13 protein-coding genes and 1 pseudogene are annotated in these 24792 nt (G+C 42.9%); 1 reads left to right on the forward strand and 13 read right to left on the reverse strand.

The genetic code is table 11. From position 1 onward, the window contains the following. Window positions 1-87: 87 nt before the first annotated feature. Window positions 88-1437 carry a VapE domain-containing protein gene (locus AB5217_RS04880; protein WP_032845363.1) on the forward strand — a complete coding sequence of 450 codons (1350 nt, stop codon included), beginning with the start codon at window positions 88-90 and terminating at the stop codon, window positions 1435-1437. Between the two features lie 182 nt (window positions 1438-1619). On the opposite strand, the gene AB5217_RS04885 is transcribed toward AB5217_RS04880, so the two are convergent. The 13 genes and pseudogenes from AB5217_RS04885 to AB5217_RS04945 all read right to left on the reverse strand — a co-directional run bounded on the left by AB5217_RS04885 (window position 1620) and on the right by AB5217_RS04945 (window position 24726). Next, on the reverse strand, window positions 1620-2708 hold the full coding sequence (locus AB5217_RS04885) for an acyltransferase (protein WP_032845364.1): 1089 nt from the start codon (window positions 2706-2708) through the stop codon (window positions 1620-1622). A gap of 26 nt (window positions 2709-2734) precedes the next feature. Then, the gene (locus AB5217_RS04890) at window positions 2735-4789 is read right to left on the reverse strand and encodes a beta-L-arabinofuranosidase domain-containing protein (protein WP_032845365.1); all 2055 of its coding nucleotides are present in this window, start codon (window positions 4787-4789) and stop codon (window positions 2735-2737) included. Between the two features lie 141 nt (window positions 4790-4930). Then, entirely contained in the window at window positions 4931-6061 is a 1131-nt protein-coding gene (locus AB5217_RS04895) for an aldose epimerase family protein (protein ID WP_015532192.1), read from the reverse strand. Window positions 6062-6204: 143 nt separating this feature from the next. Next, window positions 6205-7566: pseudogene (locus AB5217_RS04900) on the reverse strand (glycoside hydrolase family 125 protein); the annotation flags it as partial. A gap of 104 nt (window positions 7567-7670) precedes the next feature. Then, on the reverse strand, window positions 7671-9962 hold the full coding sequence (locus AB5217_RS04905; protein ID WP_195647056.1) for a GH92 family glycosyl hydrolase: 2292 nt from the start codon (window positions 9960-9962) through the stop codon (window positions 7671-7673). 12 nt (window positions 9963-9974) lie between these two features. After that, window positions 9975-12452: a glutaminase domain-containing protein gene (locus tag AB5217_RS04910; protein ID WP_195647055.1), complete on the reverse strand. Its 2478-nt coding sequence runs from the start codon at window positions 12450-12452 to the stop codon at window positions 9975-9977. Window positions 12453-12507: 55 nt separating this feature from the next. Next, window positions 12508-13767, reverse strand: coding sequence for a glycoside hydrolase family 76 protein (locus AB5217_RS04915; RefSeq protein WP_042994022.1), 1260 nt, complete (start codon window positions 13765-13767; stop codon window positions 12508-12510). Window positions 13768-13999: 232 nt separating this feature from the next. Continuing rightward, window positions 14000-15466, reverse strand: coding sequence for a DUF4972 domain-containing protein (locus tag AB5217_RS04920; RefSeq protein WP_195647054.1), 1467 nt, complete (start codon window positions 15464-15466; stop codon window positions 14000-14002). 22 nt (window positions 15467-15488) lie between these two features. After that, window positions 15489-16631 carry a DUF4972 domain-containing protein gene (locus tag AB5217_RS04925; protein ID WP_004322386.1) on the reverse strand — a complete coding sequence of 381 codons (1143 nt, stop codon included), beginning with the start codon at window positions 16629-16631 and terminating at the stop codon, window positions 15489-15491. Window positions 16632-16656: 25 nt separating this feature from the next. Next, window positions 16657-17979: a glycoside hydrolase family 76 protein gene (locus AB5217_RS04930; RefSeq protein ID WP_032845089.1), complete on the reverse strand. Its 1323-nt coding sequence runs from the start codon at window positions 17977-17979 to the stop codon at window positions 16657-16659. Between the two features lie 23 nt (window positions 17980-18002). After that, window positions 18003-19922: a RagB/SusD family nutrient uptake outer membrane protein gene (locus tag AB5217_RS04935; RefSeq protein WP_032845088.1), complete on the reverse strand. Its 1920-nt coding sequence runs from the start codon at window positions 19920-19922 to the stop codon at window positions 18003-18005. 11 nt (window positions 19923-19933) lie between these two features. Beyond that, complete coding sequence (locus AB5217_RS04940) at window positions 19934-23365, reverse strand: TonB-dependent receptor (RefSeq protein ID WP_032845090.1); 3432 nt, start codon at window positions 23363-23365, stop codon at window positions 19934-19936. 158 nt (window positions 23366-23523) lie between these two features. Beyond that, on the reverse strand, window positions 23524-24726 hold the full coding sequence (locus AB5217_RS04945) for a FecR family protein (RefSeq protein WP_032854579.1): 1203 nt from the start codon (window positions 24724-24726) through the stop codon (window positions 23524-23526). Between the last annotated feature and the right edge of the window lie 66 nt (window positions 24727-24792).

The following is a 24792-nucleotide window of genomic DNA, read 5'->3' on the forward strand; positions in this document are numbered from 1 at the left end:
TTGCAAACCGACCTCATCCTATAGTACATTCGCAGTATCAGCGCTGAACAATAAACCGATTTTAATCACTTTAAAACAGAAAAAATAATGAATGCAATAACATTGATATGGAGACAGGTATTGAAGGAACTAAAATTGTTCCAAATGAAGAAGAACAAAGAAGATGCAGCAGAGAAAACCGAGGAAGAGCAACTGAAAACGCCAGAATCAGAAGGTCATGAAGATATATATACTGCTCCCCTGCCAGACACTGCACCGCCTACTGGAAAAAAGAAAGAGACGGAACAAAAACAACCGGTCCGCCTGACGCAAGAAGTACGTACATTCCTGCAAAAACAGTATGATTTTCGTTACAACCTATTGACGGAAGAAACGGAATATCGTCCTGCCAACAAACGTGCCGTTCCTTTCGAACCTGTAAGTAAGCGGGAACTGAACACTTTCTGCATGGAAGCACACGACCAGGGCATATCCTGCTGGGATAAAGACTTGAGCCGTTACATTTATTCCACTTGTATTCCTGAATACCATCCTTTCCGACTTTACATGGAAGAACTGCCCGGCTGGGATGGGACAGACAGACTGGAAGCTTTGGCGCAGCGTGTCTCTGACAATCAGCTCTGGATAAAAAGCTTCCATACCTGGATGCTGGGACTCACCGCCCAATGGTTAGGCATGACGGGAATACATGCCAACAGCGTAGCCCCCATACTTGTCAGCAGCGAGCAGGGACGACAAAAATCCACATTTTGCAAGGCACTGATGCCGCCGGCACTGTCACGTTATTACATGGACAACCTGAAACTGTCTGCACAAGGAAAACCGGAAAGGTTACTTGCCGAAATGGGACTCCTGAACATGGATGAATTTGACAAATACGGAACGCAGCAAATGCCATTATTGAAGAATCTGATGCAAATGGCAAACCTGAATATCTGCAAAGCTTATCAAAAGAATTTCCGCAACTTGCCGCGCATCGCTTCTTTCATCGGTACAAGCAACCGTTTTGACTTGCTCACCGATCCCACCGGTAGCCGGCGATTCATCTGCATTGAAGCAGAACATCTGATCGACTGCGAAGGTATCATGCACGATCAGATCTATGCCCAACTGAAAGCTGAACTGCTCTCCGGCATCCGCTATTGGTTCACAAAAGAAGAGGAACGGGAACTGCAACGCCACAATGCTGCTTTTTATCATCCGTGTCCGGCAGAGGAAGTCTTTCATGCCTGCTTCCGGATAGCTAAAGATGATGAAGAGGGAAGCGAACGGCTCTCGGCTTCGGACATATTCAGGAGACTGAAGATGTATAACCCCGCTGCCATGCGTGGAAGTAATCCGGCTACGTTCGCGCAAGTTTTGCTTGCGGCAGGGGTCACCCGCAAACATACCAAATATGGGAACGTGTATTTGGTGAAACCGATGAAAGCGGCATAAAGCTCCAAACAGAGGGAGGGTTCACCCGTAAGAAGCTGGGGAAAAACTGTTTACAAAGGGGTGAAAGAGGTGAAAAGAGAAAGAGGATATTAAGAGGGAAATAAGCTATAAACAATAAGATTTTGAATAGATAATCAAGTTTTTCCTGATTTTCTATTCAAAATCTTATTGTTTCCGGATATTTATCCTACTATCCATTTACTGCCCGGTATAAACGAGATTATCTTAGTTGTTACAAAACAACAGATAAACGTAACCACTGCGATACATGGTATAGCGGCAACAGTGGGAAGCGCCAATGTATCTTTGAACACAGTCACCCACAGTCCGAGCCAGAATATGTGCATAAGGTACATACCATAACTAAGTTTCGATGTTTCCGTCACTAGCGTCGGAGCTTTCGGACGTTTGATACATGTAAACATAAGGAATGTACCCGTTGTGAGAAGCACACAGTTAATAGTACAGAAAGCCCATCCTATTTCTATTACAGGGGTGGAATGGAGTTCGCCGGGTATAGCCTGAACATAGAATGAATAAATAGTCCATACAGCACCGATCACCATTAAAATAGTTCCTATAATAAAACGTTTGGAACGGTTCCATGTAAGGTGTACACGAATGTAGTGTGCCAGAACGAGATAGCCCAGATAACCGGAGAAGTACCACAACATGTGGTATTCATTCCAGAAACATTGTCCCCACACTTCACCGCACCAACGGTTGAGATAGGGCATACAGGTTGACAACACGAACAGCCCTATAAAGAAACGTTCTTCTTTAGCCGTGGCTTTTCTCAACCAGGGGGATATAATTGGGATAAACAAATAAAGGCTTATCAGAGGATACATAAACCACAAGTGTCCGGCTAGCGTCGGGAAATTCAGGAATATCCGCGACAAGTCCTTCATAGATGTTTCTCCGTCTATCTGTCCCCACAACATAGGTAGAGTGCTGTACAGTATCATGAATATGAAAAACGGTGGAAGGATGCGAAGACAGCGCTGGCGATAGAATTGCCACATAGACTGCTCTTCCTTCATCGGTGCAAGCAGGAAGGCAGAGACTATCATGAACAGGGGTACTGCCATACGTGAAAAACCGTCGTACACTGATACCCATAACCGGTCTACTTCATTTGCCAAAAAAGACTGCGGCCCTGCCATATCAGTGGCTCCGGGAGCACAGTAGAAGTTTTCACTGGCATGAACAAGGATGACGAGAAAGCATGCAAACACACGGATGTAATCTAAAAAAACAATACGTTTCATTTATTCTAAGTTTTCTAGTTATTAATTTATTCTTTTGTGTTCGGGAACGCAGAGATTCTCAACCGTGCCGCACCCATGGGGATCAATGTTATTTCTTCTTTATCACCTTTCACCGCATCTTCTTCCGGCAATACGCCACACAGTCCTGTTTCGTCTATCTTCCATTCAGGTACCGGACGACCGATAGCTTTTACTTCTAAAGGTACACTGGCTACTGTGAAAGGATAGTTGTCAGTCGGCCAGGATTTACGGATTACCTTGAAATTCTTCAAAGGTTCTTTCTTATCCAATACCAATGAATAATTCCAGGGGCTATCCGGATAGATTTCAGTAGTAGGCCATTTTTTCGAATCAGCACCTTTCTGCCATTTTGAATCACCGATAGCTGTCTCCCGACTGTCTTTCTCTACATATTTCTCTGCAATCTTAAGAGACAAAGTCAAAGGTCCGTAATCTACGCTTATGCTGTTTTTATTAACCTGCCAGGTACGCATAGACAAAGACATCGGAAGAGTCAATTCCACACGATCACCATTCGCCCACTCACGATTGATGCAAAGATATTTTCCCGCTACAGGAGCTGCACTTACCTTCTTGCCATTCACCCGCACTTCCGCCTTTTGAGTCCATGAAGGAATACGGAGATAGAACGGAAAAGCGACCTTTTCACCGGTAGAAACAGTAAAGGCAATAGCTTCTTCAAAAGGATAATTTGTCTCTTCGTGAAGAGTGATTTCCTTGCCGTCACCCACTTTCACTGTAGCTTTGCAAGCTGCATAAATAGCTATTGCCACTCCGTTGTCGGGAGTTGCCAATACCAGATGTTCGGTGAAGTAAGGCCAGCCTTGTGCATGGTTGTGTTGGCAGCAACGACTACTGAAAGGATTCATCGAAAGGAACGGGCCACGATTGTCAATGCCCGGATGATGATTCTTCGAATCACTGATGGCATGGTTCGGACAAGTGATATAACGCAATGCCTTGAAATCGGGCATCACGGCAGCCGGATAAGAGTTGAACGCTACTTCCTCACAGTGTTCCGCCCACATGGGATCTCCTGTCATGCAAAGCATGATTTCATCGGAAGCCATTTGTTCTACCAAGCCGCAGGTTTCCACTCCCTGTCGAGGATCAATATATCCCAGACGGGCATTTTCGTCCGCACCGAACATACCTCCGGGAACCTGACCAAAAGTACGCCGAATCAGATGATGGACATTATAAGAGGCTTTCAGCATCGCTGAATCTCCGGTCTGCATATAATAAGTGGCAGGTTCACGGAAACATTGGGCGATATTTACATTGTGCCAGTTAGGTAAGGAGGTGGATTTCGTCCAGTCGGCTGTGTTACGGTGAATCTTCTCGGCTAATTCGAGTAGGAAAGCATCCCCGGTATGGTTGTAAAGCCAGTAGATACTGATGATGTTATCACCGCCACGGCTTTTCTCCCAATAATCTTCCAGAAGCTGGTCGTCGGGAACGGTCATCTGCCACTTGAAGTAATTCGTCATCAGGTCAATGACACGCTGATCCTGAGAATACTCATAATAAGATTGTAGACACCAGAGCATAATCATCTGTGCCCAAAGTTCGCGTTTCCCGTTACGTTCATTGACCGGACCGAAATAGCCATCCGGCTGGCAACTGGCAAATACACCTTCAATCCAATATTTGGTTTCTTCAATCATCTTCGGATCATTCAGGATATATGCTAGATTGCCATACCCTTTGAGCCAGTAAGGAACTTCCTCCCAACCGTGATCGCCACCGGTTGTCAACCAGGCATTATTATCCTTTTCCAGCCAGGCGCTGATCTCCCCCAAATGTCCGGTCAGACCGTCGCGCTGCAATTCGAGATACTTCTTCACCCAGCCTTCGGGCTGAATACTGCCTACCGGCAACTTTATAAAATTCAACGGTCGAAGCGGAGCGCGATACCCGATGTAATTGGTATTGACGGACTGTATGTCCGGTCGGTCCACTACTGTCACCGTACCACTGGAGGAAGCAGACGCACAAGCTGTAACCACCACTCCAAGCACTATCGATGCAAAAAGTCCTTTAGTTTTATTTTTTTTCATTTCGTCTATTCTACTACTTCCGGAAATCATCCTAATTTCCCTATGAACCCAATTGAGCACTAACAAATTACATTAAAATAAAGAACGGATAATCTCTAATCAGACAACCCGTTCTTCAATGGCATGAACTGCCTTTATAACCTATTTATCAACAGAGAATTTGAAGATACATTGGCTTGTATACTTTTCGCCCGGGCGAAGTACAGCCGACGGCCATTCCGCTTTGTTCGGAGTATCCGGATATTTCTGTGTTTCGAGACATACGGAAGCACGTTGGTTGTAAGTAATGCCTTTCTTTCCTGTCAGTGAACCATCGAGGAAATTACCTGCATATACCTGAATACCCGGTTCATTAGTATAAACGTCGAGTACGATACCAGTCTTCGGTGATTTCAAAGAAGCGCATTTACGGGTTACGTCGCCTTTCGTGTTCAATACCCAGTTGTGATCGTAACCATTGCCATTTTTCAGCTGTACGAAATCATAGTCGTTGATACGTTCGCCTACCGGAGTCGGGGTGCGGAAATCCATCGGAGTTCCTTCTACCGGAACGATCTCGCCAGTTGTCATGAAGGTACTGTCCACCGGAGTATAATAGTCCGCATCCACCATCAACAAATGACCGGAGTTGTTGCCGGCATCGCCTTCAAGATTAAAATAAGAGTGGTTGGTCATATTTACAATCGTCGGTTTGTCTGTTTCCGCTTCGTATTGAATATCGATGGCATTATCGTCCGTCAGTTTCATCAACACTTTACAAGTGATGTTTCCCGGAAAACCTTCTTCACCGTCTTCTGCACGGTAAGTCAACTGCAATTCCTGCGGATTCAGCAATTCGGCATCAAACACCCGGTATTGGAATCCTTGCGGTCCGCCGTGCAGACAATGACCGTAGTTATTGCGGGGAAGCTGATATTCTACACTATCCAAAGTGAACTGTCCCTGATTGATACGATTGGCATAACGTCCGATAGTGGCACCGAAATCCGAAGGCTTGCTGATATAGTCCTGAATAGAATCGAAACCGAGAACAACGTCACGCATCTGTCCGTCTTTGTCGGGAACCATCACTGAAACAATACGTCCACCGAAGTTCGTGATACAAACTTCCATGTTGTTCTTGTTACGCAAAGTGAACAAATCAGTCTTCTTTCCATCTACTTCTGTCTGGAATTTACTCTGCAATAAACCGGAATCTGTAGCCTTTTCAGCTTTCGGAGTACAAGCTGCCATTAAAAGGGCGGCAACTGCCCATACACATAACTTTTTCATGATACAATTGGTTTTTAACTATTAGTTTTCAGCTATTCATATTTAGATGCAGACGACGCGGATAACACGTTTTTTCTGATTTTGCACCAGAAAAAGAACCGCATCATCCGCGTTATCCGCGTTCAATTTACTATGTCAGCATATTACTGTATACTATTCAATAAATCTACCTTTCCTTCATTAACCAACTTCAAAATCAACTCACCGAAAAGAGTATTCTGCCAGGCAAACCATGCACGGGTAAAATTCTTCGGATTATCCTTATGGAAAGATTCGTGCATAAAACCGGTACCGGCATCGGTGTCCATCAACATCTTGATACAGGTTTTGATTTCGGCATCATTCTGACTTGTGAAGGCTTTCATCATAATACTCATCGGCCACACCATATCATAACCGATATGCGGTCCGCCGATTCCTTCGCCTGCCTTGCCTTTAAAGAAGTAAGGATTGTCCTCACTCCATACAAAACGGCGGGTATTCTGATAAATCGGATCGTTTACATTCACATCACCCAAATAAGGCATCGCAAGCAAACTCGGCACATTGGCATCGTCCATCAGATGATGATTTCCAAAACCATCTACCTCGAAGGCATAGATTTTACCATATTTAGGATGATTATACACCGCATATTTCTTCAATGCTGTTTCCACTTCCTGCGCCAGGTTCTTACATTCTTTGGACAAAGCTGTCTTCTTGTTTACCTTCTCCAAAATCTCGGCTGCCTTACGCAAAGAAGATACGGCAAAGAAATTGGAAGGAACCAGGAATTGAAGCGTAGTAGCATCGTCCGAAGGACGGAAACTGGAAACAATCAAACCGACTGGTTTCACCGGTGCTCCCAGACCGTCATTGCTCACAGTATCCAGTGCACGTTCCGTCTTACGTTGGAATTTATAAGGACCTACTCCGTCTTTGCGTTGTTGCTCTTTGAATGTTTTCAGTACATTAGTGATTGCCTGAATCCATTCTTCGTTAAATATGCTCGCATCTCCGGTAGTCTTCCAGTAATGATAGGCCAAGCGCAACGGATAACACAAAGAGTCTATTTCCCATTTACGTTCGTGCAACTCCGGTTTCATGTCCGTAAGGTCACTCATCCAATGACCGTCAGGAATAGCGCCGTCATTAAAAGCATTCGCGTACGGATCGATATTGATACATTTGAACTGGCGGAGAATAACACCTGCCAGCATTTCTTTCAGTTCGGGATCCGAATTAGCTAATTGCACGTAAGGCCATACCTGTGCACCGGAGTCACGCAGCCACATGGCGTGAATATCGCCCGTATATACGAACGTATCCGGTTTGCCATCGCTTCCTTTACGGAAATGTACGGTTGTATCCAGTGTATTCGGGAAACAGTTGGTAAACATCCATGCCAACTTCGCATTCTTCAAAAGTTTCTGTACACGGAGAATCTCCTTCTCTACCGCATTGGAACGGAACAAACGATTGGATATTTCCGGGCGGTTATCTTTCTGAATAGCATCCGCCAGACATACATGCATTTCCGTCATACGGTTGGAGGCTTGCAGCTCCCCGCCACAGAGAAGCATACCTGCCAGCATACCTGCGCTGATATATTTGATCTGTTTCTTCATGATTACTTCTTCTTTTTAAATTCGTTAGAGAAAGAATAAGGGAAATCGGTCTCTTTGGTACCACGTTGCTGATTGGGTTTCGCATCCATCTTGAAAGAAATGCTAGCGCCATTCAACAAATCCTGATGAGTCAGATAGTTTTTGGTATATTCTTTACCGTTCAATTTCATCGACGAAATGTAACGTTTATCGTCTCCGTTATTCGGAGCAGAGATAGTCACCGTCTTTCCGTTTTCCAGATGCAACTTCATCTCCTTGAAGTAGGGAGTACCCAAAACATATTCATCCGTACCCGGACATACCGGATAGAATCCCATTGCCGAGAATACATACCAGGCAGAAGTCTGGCCGTTGTCCTCATCACCGCAATAACCGTCGGGAGCAGGGGTATAAAGTTTGTCCATCACTTCACGAATCCAATGTTGCGCTTTCCAGGGTTGGCCGGAATAGTTGTACATATAAAGCATGTGCTGAATCGGCTGGTTGCCATGTGCATAGTTACCCATATTCATAATCTGCATTTCACGGATTTCATGAATAACGGCTCCATAATAACTTTCATCAAAAATCGGAGGCAGGATAAATACAGAATCCATCATCTGGTTGAATCCGTCTTTACCTCCCATCAGGTCAATCAGACCTTGAGGATCATGGAATACCGACCAGGTATAATGCCAACTATTACCTTCCGTAAAGGCATCCCCCCACTTCAACGGATTGAACGGAGACTGGAACGTACCGTCTTCATTCTTGCCACGCATCAACTTATGTTTAGGGTCATAGAGATTCTTATAATTCATTGCACGCTTTGCAAAGATTTCAATCTCTTTTTTCGGTTTCTTCAAGGCTTTGCCCAATTGATAGATACACCAGTCATCGTATGCATATTCCAGTGTACGGGCTGCATTCTCGTTAATACCTACATTATAAGGCACATATCCCAATTTATTATAATACTCATGTCCTAATCGTCCGGTAGAACGAACATTCGGATGCACTGCGTTCGCTCCATGTTTCACGGCTTCCCACAATGTCTCGATATCGTATCCTTTCAATCCTTTCAGGTAAGCATCGGCAACTACGGAAGCAGAGTTGTTTCCAACCATACAACCTCTGTGTCCCGGACTTGCCCATTCCGGCAGGAATCCGCTTTCTTTATAAGTGTTCACCAATCCTTCCTGCATCTTCGTATTCATGGATGGATACATCAGGTTAAGGAATGGGAAAAGACAACGGAACGTATCCCAGAAACCGGTATCGGTAAACATATAGCCCGGAAGCACTTCGCCATTATAAGGACTGTAGTGCATCACGTCTCCTTTGGCATCTATCTCGTAGAAACTTCTGGGAAATAATACTGAACGATACAGACAAGAGTAGAAGGTACGCAAATGATCGATATCATCGTCTTTCACTTCAATACGTCCTAAAACATCGTTCCATACCTTGCGGCCTTTCGCTGCAATCTGTTCAACATTGTCCGTACCCAGCTCTTTCAAGTTCAGTTCCGCCTGTTCAGGGCTGATAAAAGAGGAAGCTACACGCACATTTACCTGTTCGCCCTTGCGGGTTTTGAAACCGATCAGTGCACCGGCATGATTGTCTGTCGCTTCCAGTTTGTTGGTGTCAATCACACCACTGGCTACGGCAGCCGTATAAGTAAACGGTTTGTCGAATACTAGTACAAAATAGTTCTTAAAGTTGGCAGGAACACCACCGCTGTTTTTAGTGGTATAACCGATAATCTTGTTCTCCGAAGGGATTACTTTCACAAACGAACCTTTATCAAAGGCGTCTACCACTACATAAGAGTGGTCGTTTTCGGGGAAAGTGAAACGGAAAGCAGCCGCTCTCTCTGTCGGAGCAATTTCGGTCACTACATCATGATCGGCAAGATATACTTTATAATAATAAGGAGTAGCCGTTTCAGCTTTATGAGAGAACCAACTGGCACGCTCATCCTGATTAAATACTGCCTTACCGGTTACCGGCATGATGGCAAATTGACCGTAATCATTGATCCAGGGACTTGGCTGATGGGTTTGTTTGAATCCTCTGATCTTGTCAGCGTCATACGTATAGGCCCATCCATCACCCATTTTACCAGTCTGCGGAACCCAAAAGTTCATTCCCCAAGGCAGCGCAATGGCAGGGTAAGTATTTCCGGTAGATAATGCGTGCTTTGACTGCGTACCAACCAGCGGACTAACATAGTCCACCGGTCCGGTAATTGTTTTTGCAGTCATAGCCCATGCACTAAGTAACGTAAAAGCGAATAGAGCTAGTTTCTTCATGGTATTTTTGTTTTATTTAATCAGTTTTCCTTCAAGCATTTTGATATAATATCCACCTACAACGGAACGTGCCTGGAAGCCTCTTTGATTCGGTTCGTCTGTAAATACCCAGTCGGACATCGGAACACGGTTAGGTGTAACGTTCATAAACAGATATACGGGTTCGATAAATTTCTCAAAGGTAGCTTTGTCATTTGCCAATGTAGCTGTCCACATGATCCAGTCGGTCTTTGTGTATGTTTCACGGTTATCCAACGGAAGACCATATTTATTTTGCTTCGAAAGATAGTAAGCTATTTCCGTTTCTGCAACATTTTTAGGGAAGATTTGCAGATTCAACAGTTTATCCCACACCAAGTTATACTTCTGGCTCCATGTTCCCGGTTTGTCAAATGTAAGACGATAGTGGTCACCATCATCAGCCATTTTCACCCATTCGGCAGCCATTTCTTTCGCTTTCTGTGTGTACTTTTCAGCCACGTCTTTTTTGCCCAGCATATCTGCCAGATAACCGTATGAAGCAACACCCATGATTGCTTTGATAGAAAGGTTGGCATTGTGTGCAAAGTGACCTGCAAAGTCATCGGTACAAAGTTGGTTGGCCGGATCAAGTCCGTTCTCTACCAGATAGTCTGTCCACGTAGTCAGGGTTTCCCAGTGTTTCTGTGCGTAATCTGCATTACCTTCTACCTTTGCAATGGCAGCAGCCAATACTACCATATTACCCGATTCTTCTACCGGCATATCACCGCCATAAGTCTGGCCGTTAGCCAATGGATAAGTACCGACATCATGTGCAGCAAATGGTTTCGCCCATTTTCCGCTTTCGCTATAATAGAAGATATGGTTCATGGTAGCCTTCACCAATTCCGGATTGTAGTATAAAAGCAACGGAGCTCCCGGATAAGTCAGGTCGACTGTTCCGATGGAACCATTACTGAAGTTCTCCTTAGAAAGGAATACCAAGTCGCCGTTCGGAGCCTGTACCAATTTGTGTGCAGCCAATGCCTGACGATAAGCCAATGCACAAAGTTCGGCATATTTACGTCCACCGGCAGCAGTAGCTTCTTCCATCAGCTTCTTGTCGAAAGCAGCGCTGTTCTTCATTTGTGTCTTGTATTCTTTCTCCGCTTTCTGGAATTGGGAAACAATCGTTTCATTGCCCTCACGGTTCCAGTAAGGACGCAGGTTATCACCAAAGTATTGGATAGAATAAATATCATCATATCCGATCAACAGGTGGCCATCAGCTTTTTGTGTTTCGCCCAATGAACGTACCAAAGCCAGTTTATCATAACCGTTTGTGGTAGGAGCTTCCAGTTTATTGGCTACGAAATTCTTGCGCAGCTCTCTGCCGTCACCGATTGCATAAGTACTGTTTTCCTTTTCAGTTGCCAGATAGAAATGTCCCCAGTCGATACGAACATCATCACCCTTTTTCTTCAGAATATCCTGATTGCGGCTTCCGGTACGAAGGAATAACAAATCGCCGTCAGTAAAGCTGTCGGCAACAGATTCCTGGTGAGGTTGGTCGATTGCCCATTGCGGAGATGCTTCGAAATACAGTTCAACCTGATGTTTCTTTCCGTCATTGGAGGCTACTTCATAAGAGATATAGTTGACAGGACGTGACAACAAGTCCAGATTATCCATGAACATAGGAGCGGTAAATGTCAGTTTCAAATCTACCGGACCACAAGTAAATGTATAATAAGTCTGCATGGGTTGTACATCTACAGAAGTTTGTTGCGCTGTTTGATGGAAAGAACGGTAACCGTCCAGTTCTACCAGCAATCCGAAATCCAACAGTCCGTTTCCTACCCGGTTATGACAATAACCTGCAATCAGATTTTCACCCGGTTTCAAAGAAGCTACTACTTCTTCCGACAGTTTCACCCGTTCGTTCTTTTTACAAGCATTGCCTGTATCCACTACCTTGATGCCGTTGATATAAATAATAGCATCATCGTCATGAGAGAATTCAAGATATACATTCTTTCCTGTCAAGTCTTCCTGAATATCAGCTACCCGGCGTACCCAGATAAATTCTTCACCCCATTGAGTCTTTGCTGTATGTTCATTCTCCATGGTTCCGAAGGCAGCTTCGCCTTCTTTCCAGGCTTTATCATTGAATCCGGCATTCTGCCATCCGTCAGCAGGCTGTTGAGTGGTATACTTTCCTGTCCAGCTACCTTGTTCGGATGTCTTTACCAAAGGACGTAGTTCCAGTTCTTCCGTTCCCATGAAACGGTAGGTTTGTCCGTCTACTTTTGCAACACCAAGTAAAGAAAAATCCTTGCCTGTCCAATGTTTTACAGGACTGTCGTATAGATTGTCCGTAGTAGACCATGCACTAGTATAAGGATCAATTGTCACCAGCGGATATGCCGGAGCACGTAATTCATTCTTCTCGTGCTGTTCTACCTGGGTCTCACAGCTACAAAATACAGAAGCTGTTCCCAGTAACAGCATCATCAGTTGTTGTTTCATAATTTAAATCACCTGTTTATTTAATCTATTTTACGCAAATTCCGTCGTTTTCTATTTATTTCTTAGCCGGAAACAAAAGCATCAATGCCGGTATACCGGAAGCAGAATAACTGTCGATTTCCGCACCTTCCGGCAACTTTTTATAGTATTCGCCTCCACATACGTTCCGTGTCTTATCTCTGTTTGCCCAACCTGTTTTGATGGTACGTTTCAGGAACGGGAGATATTGGGTTTGTCCGCAATCATACACCAACCATGCCATATATTCCGCAAAGATGGCAGTATAGATACCCTGTTCAATACCACCTTCGAAAGGTAGCACTTTATGTTCTGCAGACATATCTTTCACTGTATAGTCTGCTGCCAGAATAGCATTGTCCAGATAACGTTTCTCTCCGGTCGCCTTATAAAGCAGTATGGACGCTCCGATAAAGGTTGCCTGGTTGTATACATGTGCTTTCCATGCGGGATTGCCATTTCCATGACGGCTATCGGCAATCTTTCCTGTTGCTTTATCCAAGAGATTTTCCACTCCCCATTCATAGATTTCTTTACCTTTGGCAAGATATTGAGCTTTCGTCTGATAATCCGGCCGTTTGTCGGTCGATTCTTTTCTATTTTCAGGCACGTTATTGTAGAGGGTTAATGCTGCAACAACTGTCGGAAAGTTGATACATGCCATCTTTCCATCACCGAATTTATTCGGTTTCGGATTTTGAATGGGTTGCCATTGCCAAAACATACCTCCGTTTTCTTTGTCATACGAGCCGGTATCACCGACTTTTTCCGAGCCATACCATACCCGTTTGAAACTAGCTTCCGAGAGTTTCAGATATTCATCCACTCCAAAAAGTTCGTAGCCGCGTGCTAGGCTGATAGTCCACCACATGATGTCATCGTAGATGAACCAGCCGGTATTTTCATTGTTATCATCAAAATCGAACTGGCAATATTGCGCTTTGTTCCCTGCGAATATTTTCTCGCAGAGTGTTTTATAATAACTTGTCTTCTTTCTGTCTTTCTGTGCCTTTGCCAGTTTATAGGCATTCATTGCCATATCCCAATAAATAGGCTGACACCAGATAGCCGCTGCTCCATTGCCACGGTCAACAGCACTTGGATAGGACGAATTTGTCTTGTAAATATATTTATTGGAGTCTAGTAGTGTATTATTAAATCCTTCATAAGCTGCCCATACATCTTCGTTCGTATACACATGCTTCTTCTGGTTTGCTTTTCCTAAATTACCGACTGCCCATGTGGTAGTTGATACTCCCAATAGTAGTGTCAGAGCCAAAAGAATTTTGCTTTTCATGATAGTTTATAAGTTTATAGTATTTTTCCTGTTACAAAGATTGCAGAAATAGCTGAAAAAAAACGATAATATTTATTCAATAAAGAACAAATACAGACCAAAACACTTTTCTACAATAAAAATAAAGGATTAATAAAGGGTTATTGGAGAATAATTTCCCCTCACTCTGTCCTTATGACAGAGATAAGGGGAATATTTAATCTACCTATTGAAAACTCATTCCGGTAAACAATTATTTGTTATCTGTAATATCTGTGGATTCAATCCATTGCCAGTTATCACCAACCAATGTTGCCGTATGGCCTTTCAAACCTGTTATTGTGCTGGTAGCACTTTGAGTAGGCTGATCACCTTTCACTTCAAAATCCCAGGCTTCTACCAAATTCGGATTATCGGCACTTACACCTTCTTCATTACCCATATAAGAAGCATATACCTGATTTTCTGTCCGATTTGTTTTCCAGATACGTATCTTCTTTATGTAACCGGAGAACCATTCGTTACGATTTCCATTTTTGTCCATCATACAGAATCCCGTCATGCGAATCTGATTGGCTATGGATTGTTCATTGATATACGTTCTCCAAGACTCACCCACACGAATAGGATCTCCTTGCCTCGTACCGTCAATCATGGAATAACACTTCACATCTGTCGGAGTATCAAATCCCGGCAATCCCTTATCCCTGAACAGGAATGCATAATGCGTCCAACGATCTTTGGTCCAGTTGTCCGACTTTTTCCATCCCGGTTCCCATTCTTGTGGATTTGTATGATTATTATCTTGCCAGTGAGCAACCATTGTTCTCAACAATCCCTTCGTACGATCCTGGGCACGCCATCCGCTCCAATAAGGATCGTTTGTCATGGTAGAAAGGAAAGTACAGTTGTCTTCTCCCTGTTTATTGCAATATTCTTTGATATTCACCCAAAGTTCAATCGTAAATGCCTGATTGTCATCCTCTCCAAACTTCACATAATCCTCACTATAACCAAAGTCTATATAGGAACCGGCATTTCCATCTACAAACAGATTCCAGGTAATCTGACTGTTATCCGGCCATGCAGAATCTTCGACTTCTTCTACTTTCTTATCGGCAGCAGCAATAGCCTCATCATAAATCTCCTGCGTCATATCTGTGATGGAACCGGATTTGATTCTTTCAGCCAGACTTTCCAAGTCTTTAGCTGCACTCTCCAAAACCGACTTATTTTCTACCGGATATTGTCCCTGATGATTTCCCCACTTCGTTTCATCATTAACGATTGCAAGTATTTCATCTGCCTTAGCCAGTAAATTATTGATATATTGCTGTGCTTCCGGAGACAGATTATAATATTTTGAATTTTTAAACTCGTCAATCGCTTGATTTACCTTTGCTACAGCAGCTTCCAAAGTTGTTTCATCCAATTCCTCACCAGCTTCTACCCGTGTTATCAGTGCATCCAACTCGGTAATAGCAGCATTTAATATATCCTTTCCGGTTTCAGGATATGTTCCGGGAGCAGTTCCGTAGGTTGAATTCTTCAATAAATAGTTCAATGACGCACGACTTTCCTGTAAGATACTTAATTGTGTATCTGTTATATACTCGTCTTCAATATCGTCACAAGCGGTAAATATCCCTGCCAGACTAGAAATCAGGAGGAAAGAGAGGAGCATTGCTCCCTCTCTCCATTTATTAGTTAAACATTTCATGTTTTTCATCGTTTTTACATTATTATTCAACAATACGTTGCCACTCGTAAGTACCGATAATCTTAGCAGTATGACGACCTGTCAGGTCTATTACTTCATTACCCGAACCGGAAGGTTTGGTCATGAAATCCCATGCTGCCGCCAAATCTGCTTCTTTACCCGTCACTTCAGCCGTTCCGTTATAAGAATTCTGAACATATTCGTTATCCTTTGCGCTCTTCCAGATACGGATTTTCTTCATATAACCGGCAAAGCCTTCTTCAAACAGATTATCACTGGTACGCATATAACGTCCGAAAGCAGTCATCGGGGCATTATAGTTGGCATAGTTGCTTGAATTATAGAATCTGCTACCCACGCTTCCTTCGGTTGTTTTCACTTCTCCGTTCACATATAATTTCGCACGAAGCTCCGGACTGCCCGGCAAGCCTTTATCACTGTACACAAACAAGAAATGTTGCCATTCTCCATCTTCCGGTGCCTTTAGTGACGGTTCACAGATATTTCCTCCTGTTTCGCCCCAAGTTGCACGATAAATACCACCGTCTGCATTACGCCAGTACATCATCCAGCCATTACGCCATCCGTCACCGCCCATGTAAGTTGACAGGAACACATTCTGGTCTTTTCCACCACCTTTGGTTACTTTCACCCAAAACTCAACAGTAAAGGCTTGATTTCCTTCGGTTCCGAAATTGACATATTCTTCGCTACGTCCGAAATCGATATAAGAACCACCATCACCACGTCCGTCCACAAACAGTTCAGCCGGTGTTGTTTCAGCATCTTCTGTACGGATCGTACTCTTGAACTGTTCTATAGACGCCTTGGCTTCTGCCACATAGCGTTGTTTCTCACTTTCCGACGGAGAGGGTTGCTGATATTTGATTAAAAGTACCGCACGATTGGCATCATCTATCGCATCTGTCAGAATTGCCCGGCTTTCGGTGGGGTACTGTCCTTTCTTATCTCCGTAGTCTGAATTTTGCTGCAAATCGGTCATTTCAGCAATCAATGCATCCAGTTGGTCGATATAGGTATCTTCTATTTCAGGAGCCGCAGTATACTCGTCATGCGTTTCTTCAGAACAAGCCGCCAATTGAAGTGTCAGTACCATGCATAACACATAATACCACATTTTCCAATTTGAATATTTCGTATTCATTATTCTTCTTTTTTATGGGTTACAATTATTTATCTGCCGGAAACAACAACATCAATGCCGGTATTCCGGATGCACTATAGCTGTCAATAGTAGCACCTTCTATCTGTGCCTTATGATATTCGCCACCACACAAATTACGTGTCTGGTCGCGATTAGCCCAGCCGTAATTAATGTTACGTTTCAAGAACGGTACGTACTGGGTCTGGCCACAATCATTTACCAGCATGGCCATGTATTCCGCAAAGATAGCGGTATAAATACCCTGTTCCACGCCACTCTCGAACGGCAGTAAATCGTACGTTTCGGACATGGTATTCATTGTATAGTCAGCTCCTAAAATTGCATTGTCCAAATATGTTTTCTCACCGGTAGCTTTATAAAGCAATAATGAAGCTCCGATAAAAGTGGCCTGATTGTATACATGGTCCGACCATGCCGGATTGCCTTCACCATGCTTGCTGTCGGCAACCTCTCCGGTATTGCTGTCTACCAGATTCTTCACAGCCCATTCATAGATTTCTTTTCCTTTTGCCAGATAAGCTTCCTTCGTTTCATAATGCGGACGGGTAAAATCACCGTACTTATTACTCCAGCTTTCCGGATTCGGATCAGCCACACGATCGGTAGGAACGTTATTGTAAAGGGTCAATGCAGCTACCACAGTCGGGAAATTAATACAAGCCATCTTACCATCACCGGCAGCATTTTCATTCGGATTGCCGATAGGCTGCCATTGCCAGAACATACCTCCACCCAAATTCTTTTCAGGATCTGCATAAGAACCCGTATCACCTACGCGGGGAGAACCGTACCATACACGTGCAAAACTTGCTTCTGCCAGACTGCGATACTCTTCCACTTTAAATAATTCGTAAGCACGTGCCAAAGTAATGGTCCACCACTGTATATCATCATAGATAAACCAGCCGGTATTCTCATTATTATTGTCGAAATCAAAGTTTACATAATGTGCTTTATTTCCGGCAAACAAATCATCACACAACTGCTTGTATTTGTTTTCTCTTTCCGTATCCCCTTCCGCTTTTGCACGTTTATATGCGTTCATGGCCATATCCCAATAGATCGGTTGGCACCAGATAGCGGCAGCTCCGTTATTACGGTCGGTAGCAGCAGTATAAGCGGTACTTGTTTTATAAATATTCTTATCGGGATCCAGCAAGTTATCATTAAATGCTTCATAGGCAGTCCAGGTATCCGCATTGGTATACTCCGGTACAATCTCGTAATCCGGGGTATATGGCTTTGCCTGTTTATCCTCATTGCAAGAGGACATACAAAGGGCACCGGACATGAGACAAACTGCAGAGAAAATATATTGTTTCATCATAATTTCTATTTTATAATCAGTATTTAGAATCCTGTATTCTGAACCAAGTTTTTATCAATATCAATTTCGCCCTGTGGTATGGGGAAGAAGTACTGACGGTCAAAAATACGCTTCACAATCTCCGTACGTTTGAAGAATTCATTTCCGTCATAATTGACATTCATACCGTGAATTGCTTTGTTGAAATACTCATTTACCAATCCCCAGCGACGTACATCAAAATAACGGCAGTTTTCGAAACTCAACTCAATGCGTTTCTCCTTACGAATCAGCTCCATGACTTCTTCCGTTGTAGTCGGTTTAGGCAAATTGACTGTTTCACCGTATCCCGGAATACCCGCACGCTTACGGATCATGTTCATATACGTCCAGATGTCTTCATGAGTCGGGCTGACATGCGCAAGCGCTTCGATATAGTCAAAATAAATATTAGTCAGACGCAAGAGCACACAAACCAAGTTCTGGTTACGATCGCCGGAATCCATTCCTTTACGCACCAAATAGCCTGTACTTGTATAGTCATTGCTACCTTGTTCTTTACCACAACTTCCGCTATAAGTGAAATCTACTATATAATCGCCTTCTGTTCCATCAAACCATTTTGAATTACTAAAGGTTATGTCTACATAAAAACGAGGTTCACGATTAACATACATCATTCTGGTTCCTGCCGGTGCATATAAGGTACCGTCTGTTCCTTTGTATTCTGTTGTAGAAACTCCCTCTTCTACATAATCGGATTTTTCGTTGATAATCGGAGTGACTCCGTCAGCACTATAACCGGAAATAGGAGATTCTCCGTTTGACATGAAATAGGCATCTACCATTTCTTGGGTTGCTCCCAACAAACTACCACCTCTATAGTTGGTCGTATTACCGGATCTATTCGGCATACGGTCGTACTGCATGGTTCCGGCAGCATTATCCAAACGATAGAAAATCATTTCTTTATTGTTACCCATTTCAGAAAACAGGGTTCTTACTGCACGGCGATAAGATTCCGTCGGGCTGAAGCCTTCCGAGTCCGGACCGGAAACAGAAACACCGTCCTTATTGGTATACATCAAATGATAACGACTTCCGTAATTAGAGAAGAAAGTGTTACATTCATTAATCACTTTCTGCCAATTGGCACGTTTGGTAGCTTCGTCCGGTTTGTTAGGGAACAGTTTTGTTCCGTCCGTATTAGCCAAGTCTGAATAGTAATTGCACTCTCCATTAAACAACCAGCTGGCACGATAAGTCAATGCCTCGATGATAAACGCCTGTGTAATCGCCTTATCAATACGGCCATATCCGGACACTTTGTCGGTAGAAGCATCATCCAGTAAACCATCGTTTTGCGCACCTTTCAGTTCTGATACGATAAAATCGAAACACTCGTCTACCGTATTACGCGGGAGTTGCAACTCATCGCTCGGAGTATCCATCGGGAAGTCCTTTTCAAGCAAAGGAACCGGACCATAAGTACGTACTAAATAAAAATAGTAGATCGCCCGCAAAGCTCTTGCTTCCGCTTTCCATTGATTTCTTTCTGTAACAGTCAGCGGTGCCTGATCTACATTTTCTGTAAATACTGCCGCTTCATGAATACCTGAAAACCAGCTCTTCCAGCGATACAATACCATCGTTCCTTCGGTAGCATCGATTGAATTGTTATTTATCAATTTCCCTTTATTGTCATTTGTCCACTCTGCTTCGTCGCTGGAGCCTGTCCAGGGACCGGGAGTACGGTACAGACTTGTTTCGTGCACCTGACGTTGGTTAAATTCATCCGGTAAGAATGTGTATACGTTCGAAAGATACCGCAAGGCTCCATCTCTGGTTGTGAAAATCTCCTTGAGTGATAAACGGTCATCAGGCACCTGGTCAAAATAGTCATTACAAGATGTCGTCAAGAGACACGCCAGCAAACTAACGATTATATAATTATATTTTTTCATTATCTTTTTGTTTAGAATGTGAAATTAATACCAACTGAATAAGAAGTCGTATTCGGATAAGAAGCACCATTATCGGTATTTAACTCCGGATCCCACAATTTGAAACGACTCAAAGTGAACAGGTTAGTTCCCATTACATATACAGCCGCATTCTTCAGATGAACTTTATTCACCCAGGGTTTAGGCAGATTATAAGAGACCTGCAATGTCTTCAAACGCAGGAAGTTCATATTACGTACCCACCAGGTACTTTTCTGGAAGTTATTAATATTACTGGTTGTTTCACTTCCATAAGACAAACGCGGATAAAAGGCATTCTGGTCCGGATTTTCCTCTGTCCAACGGTCGCCAATGTTAGAGTAAAGGTTACCACTACCACCACCGCCATTAAACGGATTAACACTGCTACCGTTCAAAACACGTTCGGCTCCTGCTACGCCCTGGAACATCATACCCACAGACAAGTCTTTCCAACCTACTGTAAATCCGAAACCATAGACAGTTGTCGGCACATCCCCACGAGAAATGTAAGTCTGGTCGTATGCGTCTATCTGACCGTCATTGTTTAAATCCTTGTATTTGATATCTCCGGCTTTCACTGTTCCAAACTGTGATGCAAACGGTTTGGGAGTAATGGCTTTATTGGCATCCGACAAAGATTCCCAGCGTGCCATATCATCTATTTCAGTTTGAGTGAACAGCCCCTCGGCAACATATCCTTTCACTCCATTGATGTTGTGCCCATATTGGTTCATCCATTCGTATTTCTGTTCCGGCAATTCTCCCTGAATCCATTTATCCTTATTAAAGGTGACATTACCACGAAGCGCAATTACCCAGTCTTTATTGATACGCTTGTTATACTCGATCGTTCCGTCAAATCCCTTATTTTCTATGATACCGATGTTTCCGTAAGGAGCAGATGTGTTGTATCCCAAGAATGAAGGTATAGAATGTTCACGCTTCAACAAGATGTTTTCACGACGTTCTTTAAACAAGTCGAATACAATAGACAGATCGTCATTAAATAGCTTCAGGTCAATACCCAAGTCTTGTTTGCGAGATTCTTCCCAAATCAGGTCAACAGCCATATTCACTGTTTCATAACCGGACCACTTAGTTCCATTCGGTCCGAATTTATAACCATAGTCTCCATTTTCTTTCATCTGATCCAGATACATGAAACGACGGTCGGAAACTTCGCTATTACCCACTTTACCATCCGTATAACGTATCTTCAAGAAAGAAACTGCCTTCGACAAAGGTTGCCAGAATTTCTCATTTGAAACAACCCATCCTACACCAAATGCAGGGAAAGTTCCGAAACGATGTTTAGGCGAAAAGTTCTCGGCACCGTTATAACCGATGTTGAACTCTGCGAAGTAACGGTCTTTCCATGAATAAGTGGCACGACCGGCAATACCCATCATACGATACGGAATCGCATCTTCCAATGTCCCTTTCGGATATAATAGTTTGGATTGCTGATTGAACAGGAATAAAGCACTAACACGATGATCGTCGTTAAATGTCCGGTCATAGTTCAAGGAAGCCTCCAAATAGGTCTTTTTGTTACCACTCGTTTCCTGTTTATAGCTTAACACGTTACTTCCTTCATAAATACGTTGCAGAATAGGTTGTCCATTCATATCGTAAGGAACACTAGTGTCCAGGAAGTTGTAGGTAGACTCTGCACGGTCCTGATGTACATGTATCTCATTGTATACGTCGAATGCATACATAGCAGTCAGTTTCAGTCCTTTCGTGAGCATATCCAAATCCTGTGTGACGCGCAAATTAGAGTAAATCTGATTTTTCGTCAGGTTGTCATAACCACGACGTGTAGCCTGTGAATAAGGGTTATTAAAGTTGTTATTGGTTGAAGTTCCCGGCACAAAGGCTTCTCCGTTAACAAAGAACATCTTCGGATATTCAACCGGTGAGATAGACATTGCCGCATTATACAAATCGGCAGAAGAGATGGCTGGATAGTTTCCTTCTCCCAGATAACCTTGCGCACCGATCTCGACCTTAGTAGTAGGAGTTACGTCGATATTCAAATTGGTAGTAAAGTTGTAACGGCTATATTTCATTTTAGAATCATAGGTGTCGATATTCTTATCAGTCACCGTCATACCTGTCTCATTAAAGTAGCTGACTGATGCATAATAAGCGACTTTCTCGCTACCACCGCGTACATTTACATTCACACGGCGATTATGTCCCCAATCATTAAAGATTTCTTTCAACCAATCCACATTCGGATATAGATAAGGATCCTTACCGGCAATCGTGTTACGTATCTGATCTTCTGTATATTTCGTAGCAATACCGTCATTACGCATTGCCTCGTTGGCTGCATTCATATAAGTGATACCGTCTGCCAAATCGACCATCTTCGTGAAACGGGTAAACGATTCATAATAATCCGCGCTCACTGTCGGTTTTCCTACCTTTCCCGGTTTGGTTTTAATCAAAATTACGCCATTGGCACCACGTACACCATACACAGCTGTTGCTGATGCATCTTTCAACGTTGTCAACGATTCAATATCTTCCGGATCGATGTCATTGAACGAACGTTCCACTCCATCCACCAATACTAGCGGAGAAGAAGTGTTGGGAGTGGAAATACCACGAATCCAGATATCAGCAGCATCTTTTCCCGGTTCTCCTGTACGTTGTACAGCCACAACACCCGCCAAACGACCTGCCAATGTAGTTGTTAAACTGGCAGAAGGCGTCTTAATATCTTCCATCTTCATAGAAGACTGTGCACCGATATTACTTATTTTACGCTGGGTACCATAACCCACAATAACAGTCTCTTCCAATTCGTTGACCTGTTCTTCCAAGGTGACATCATAAATGTTGGTCGAGGCATTGGTTCGTATTTCAGAAGTTTTAAACCCGATATAGGTAAATTTAAGCACTACACTCTTCTTGGTTACGAATATCTCATACAAACCATCCATGTTCGTAATCGAACCGTTTGCATCTCCATCTACAGTAACGTTCACCCCAATAAGCGGCTCTCCTTTTATATCAGTGACACGTCCGGATATTTTCCGCTTATTCTGTTGCTGTTCGGTTGAAGCAGGGGCTTTTCCGGAAATAAATATTTGCCTGTCAGAGATCCGATAAGTACACGAAGTACCTTCGAAAAGTTCAGAAAGGATTTCTTCTATATTCTTATTCTTACTGTCGATAGATACCTTACGTTCTAAGTTGACAGCGTCATCTAAATAGAAGAAAACAAATTGACTACTTTTCTCTATTGTTTTAAGCACTTCTCTCAACGTCGAGTTACTCACGCTGACCGAAAGGGTCTTAAATTGAGAATAATTGTTGTAACTTGCGAAAGAGTAGTCTATTCCGAGAAGTAAAAAGCACAGGAATAGCCCGAGAACCTTACTCTTTCGTTCTCTAATTGCATTTTTCATATTAAACATGTTAAAAATTTCTCATAATATTATTTTCTGTATCTAAACATTCATGGGCGCACAAATCCCATCTGGATGATAGTTCGTATCATCCACTCTCTTCAATAATTACCATAAAATAAGGGAGTTAGATTAGTTTATTATCTTATTTTTTATATCTATTTCTTTACTACTCGATACGTTTTATATTGTTCATCATAGGCATAAGAAATTGGTGCAACAAAGGTTAATCCATTAATAACTGTTTCAAAGCTGTCTTTCAAATCGATTTTTCCGGAACATTTTATTTTACTTAGCGCTGGGTCAAATTCTACATTCACACCATAATAGGTAGACAGGCGTTGCAAGACTATTCCCAAATCGGCACTTTGGAAACAATAGAGTCCATTTATCCACGATATTGCCTGTTCTACATCTACTTGTGATATATTTTCCTTTCCATCGGCAGAACTGAACATCTGATTAGGAGCCAAAATCGCTTTCGGAGTCCGGGCTGTCTCTACCTGAACACATCCTTGCGCCAGCACTACACTTCTAATTGCTTCCGACTCATACGCCGTTACATTAAATTTAGTACCAAGCACCCTGACATTCATATCTTTGGTCCGCACATAGAAAGGGCGGTTTTCATCTCTGGCTACTTCTATGTAGATTTCTCCGTCCACATAGATTTCACGTTTATCTTTTTCAAACTCTACCGGATAAATCACTCTCGTGCCGGCATTCACCCAGACTTTAGATCCATCGGCAAACGTCAACACCGATCGCTTTCCACGCGGAATGACCAATTGATTGTAAGCTGCCGATTTTTCCTTTTGTATACTTTCCTGATTTGTTTTGATTTCTACGGAATCATACGTAATCTCCGTTTCTTTTTCTTTCAGACTCACTACGTTATCTTCCGCCAAAATCAACAGTGTTTCTTCCGTCAGAGGCAAATCAGCTTTGGTATTCACTGCAAAAGTGGCAATATCCGGATCCAGCACCGAAGAATAACTCTTTAATAAGAAGAAACATCCCACAAGAATAGCAACACTAGCCGCCGAGCTCAATCCTATTAAGAAATAGTTCTTACGTTTCGCCTTCTCCTTATTTATATTGGTTGCCTGTATACGAGTCCATAAATCATCCGTTTCCTCATTTGAAAGTACTTCTTCTTTCTCTTTTGAAAAAACCTCCAAATATCTTTTTGCTGCTATATATTCATCTATATTAGAAGGATTCATCTGTTCAAATTCATCCCAGAACTTCTGTGTTTCTTCCGTAGGATGATTCATGGAAGAAATAAAGAAATCATTCTGAAGGAATTCTTCAAAAGTATATAGGGAAAAATCTGTATGTTTTTGTTCAGAGTTCATCATTTTCATTGTCTTTACGTATGAATAACAGTTGTACTTTCATTTTATACTCACCTTTTCCGAAGTTTT

Source organism: Bacteroides sp. MSSM.1001136sp1_RTP21357st2_D2_RTP21359_211015 (genome assembly GCF_040913205.1).
GTDB lineage: Bacteria > Bacteroidota > Bacteroidia > Bacteroidales > Bacteroidaceae > Bacteroides > Bacteroides ovatus.

What these genes read in the sequence shown, in the direction of transcription:
- AB5217_RS04935 (WP_032845088.1), bottom strand. Translation starts at nt 19,922, where the DNA reads ATGAAAAAATATAATTATATAATCGTTAGTTTGCTGGCGTGTCTCTTG.
- AB5217_RS04925 (WP_004322386.1), bottom strand. Translation starts at nt 16,631, where the DNA reads ATGAATACGAAATATTCAAATTGGAAAATGTGGTATTATGTGTTATGC.
- AB5217_RS04910 (WP_195647055.1), bottom strand. Translation starts at nt 12,452, where the DNA reads ATGAAACAACAACTGATGATGCTGTTACTGGGAACAGCTTCTGTATTT.
- AB5217_RS04895 (WP_015532192.1), bottom strand. Translation starts at nt 6,061, where the DNA reads ATGAAAAAGTTATGTGTATGGGCAGTTGCCGCCCTTTTAATGGCAGCT.
- AB5217_RS04940 (WP_032845090.1), bottom strand. Translation starts at nt 23,365, where the DNA reads ATGAAAAATGCAATTAGAGAACGAAAGAGTAAGGTTCTCGGGCTATTC.
- AB5217_RS04885 (WP_032845364.1), bottom strand. Translation starts at nt 2,708, where the DNA reads ATGAAACGTATTGTTTTTTTAGATTACATCCGTGTGTTTGCATGCTTT.
- AB5217_RS04945 (WP_032854579.1), bottom strand. Translation starts at nt 24,726, where the DNA reads ATGATGAACTCTGAACAAAAACATACAGATTTTTCCCTATATACTTTT.
- AB5217_RS04920 (WP_195647054.1), bottom strand. Translation starts at nt 15,466, where the DNA reads ATGAAATGTTTAACTAATAAATGGAGAGAGGGAGCAATGCTCCTCTCT.
- AB5217_RS04880 (WP_032845363.1), top strand. Translation starts at nt 88, where the DNA reads ATGAATGCAATAACATTGATATGGAGACAGGTATTGAAGGAACTAAAA.
- AB5217_RS04890 (WP_032845365.1), bottom strand. Translation starts at nt 4,789, where the DNA reads ATGAAAAAAAATAAAACTAAAGGACTTTTTGCATCGATAGTGCTTGGA.
- AB5217_RS04905 (WP_195647056.1), bottom strand. Translation starts at nt 9,962, where the DNA reads ATGAAGAAACTAGCTCTATTCGCTTTTACGTTACTTAGTGCATGGGCT.
- AB5217_RS04915 (WP_042994022.1), bottom strand. Translation starts at nt 13,767, where the DNA reads ATGAAAAGCAAAATTCTTTTGGCTCTGACACTACTATTGGGAGTATCA.
- AB5217_RS04930 (WP_032845089.1), bottom strand. Translation starts at nt 17,979, where the DNA reads ATGATGAAACAATATATTTTCTCTGCAGTTTGTCTCATGTCCGGTGCC.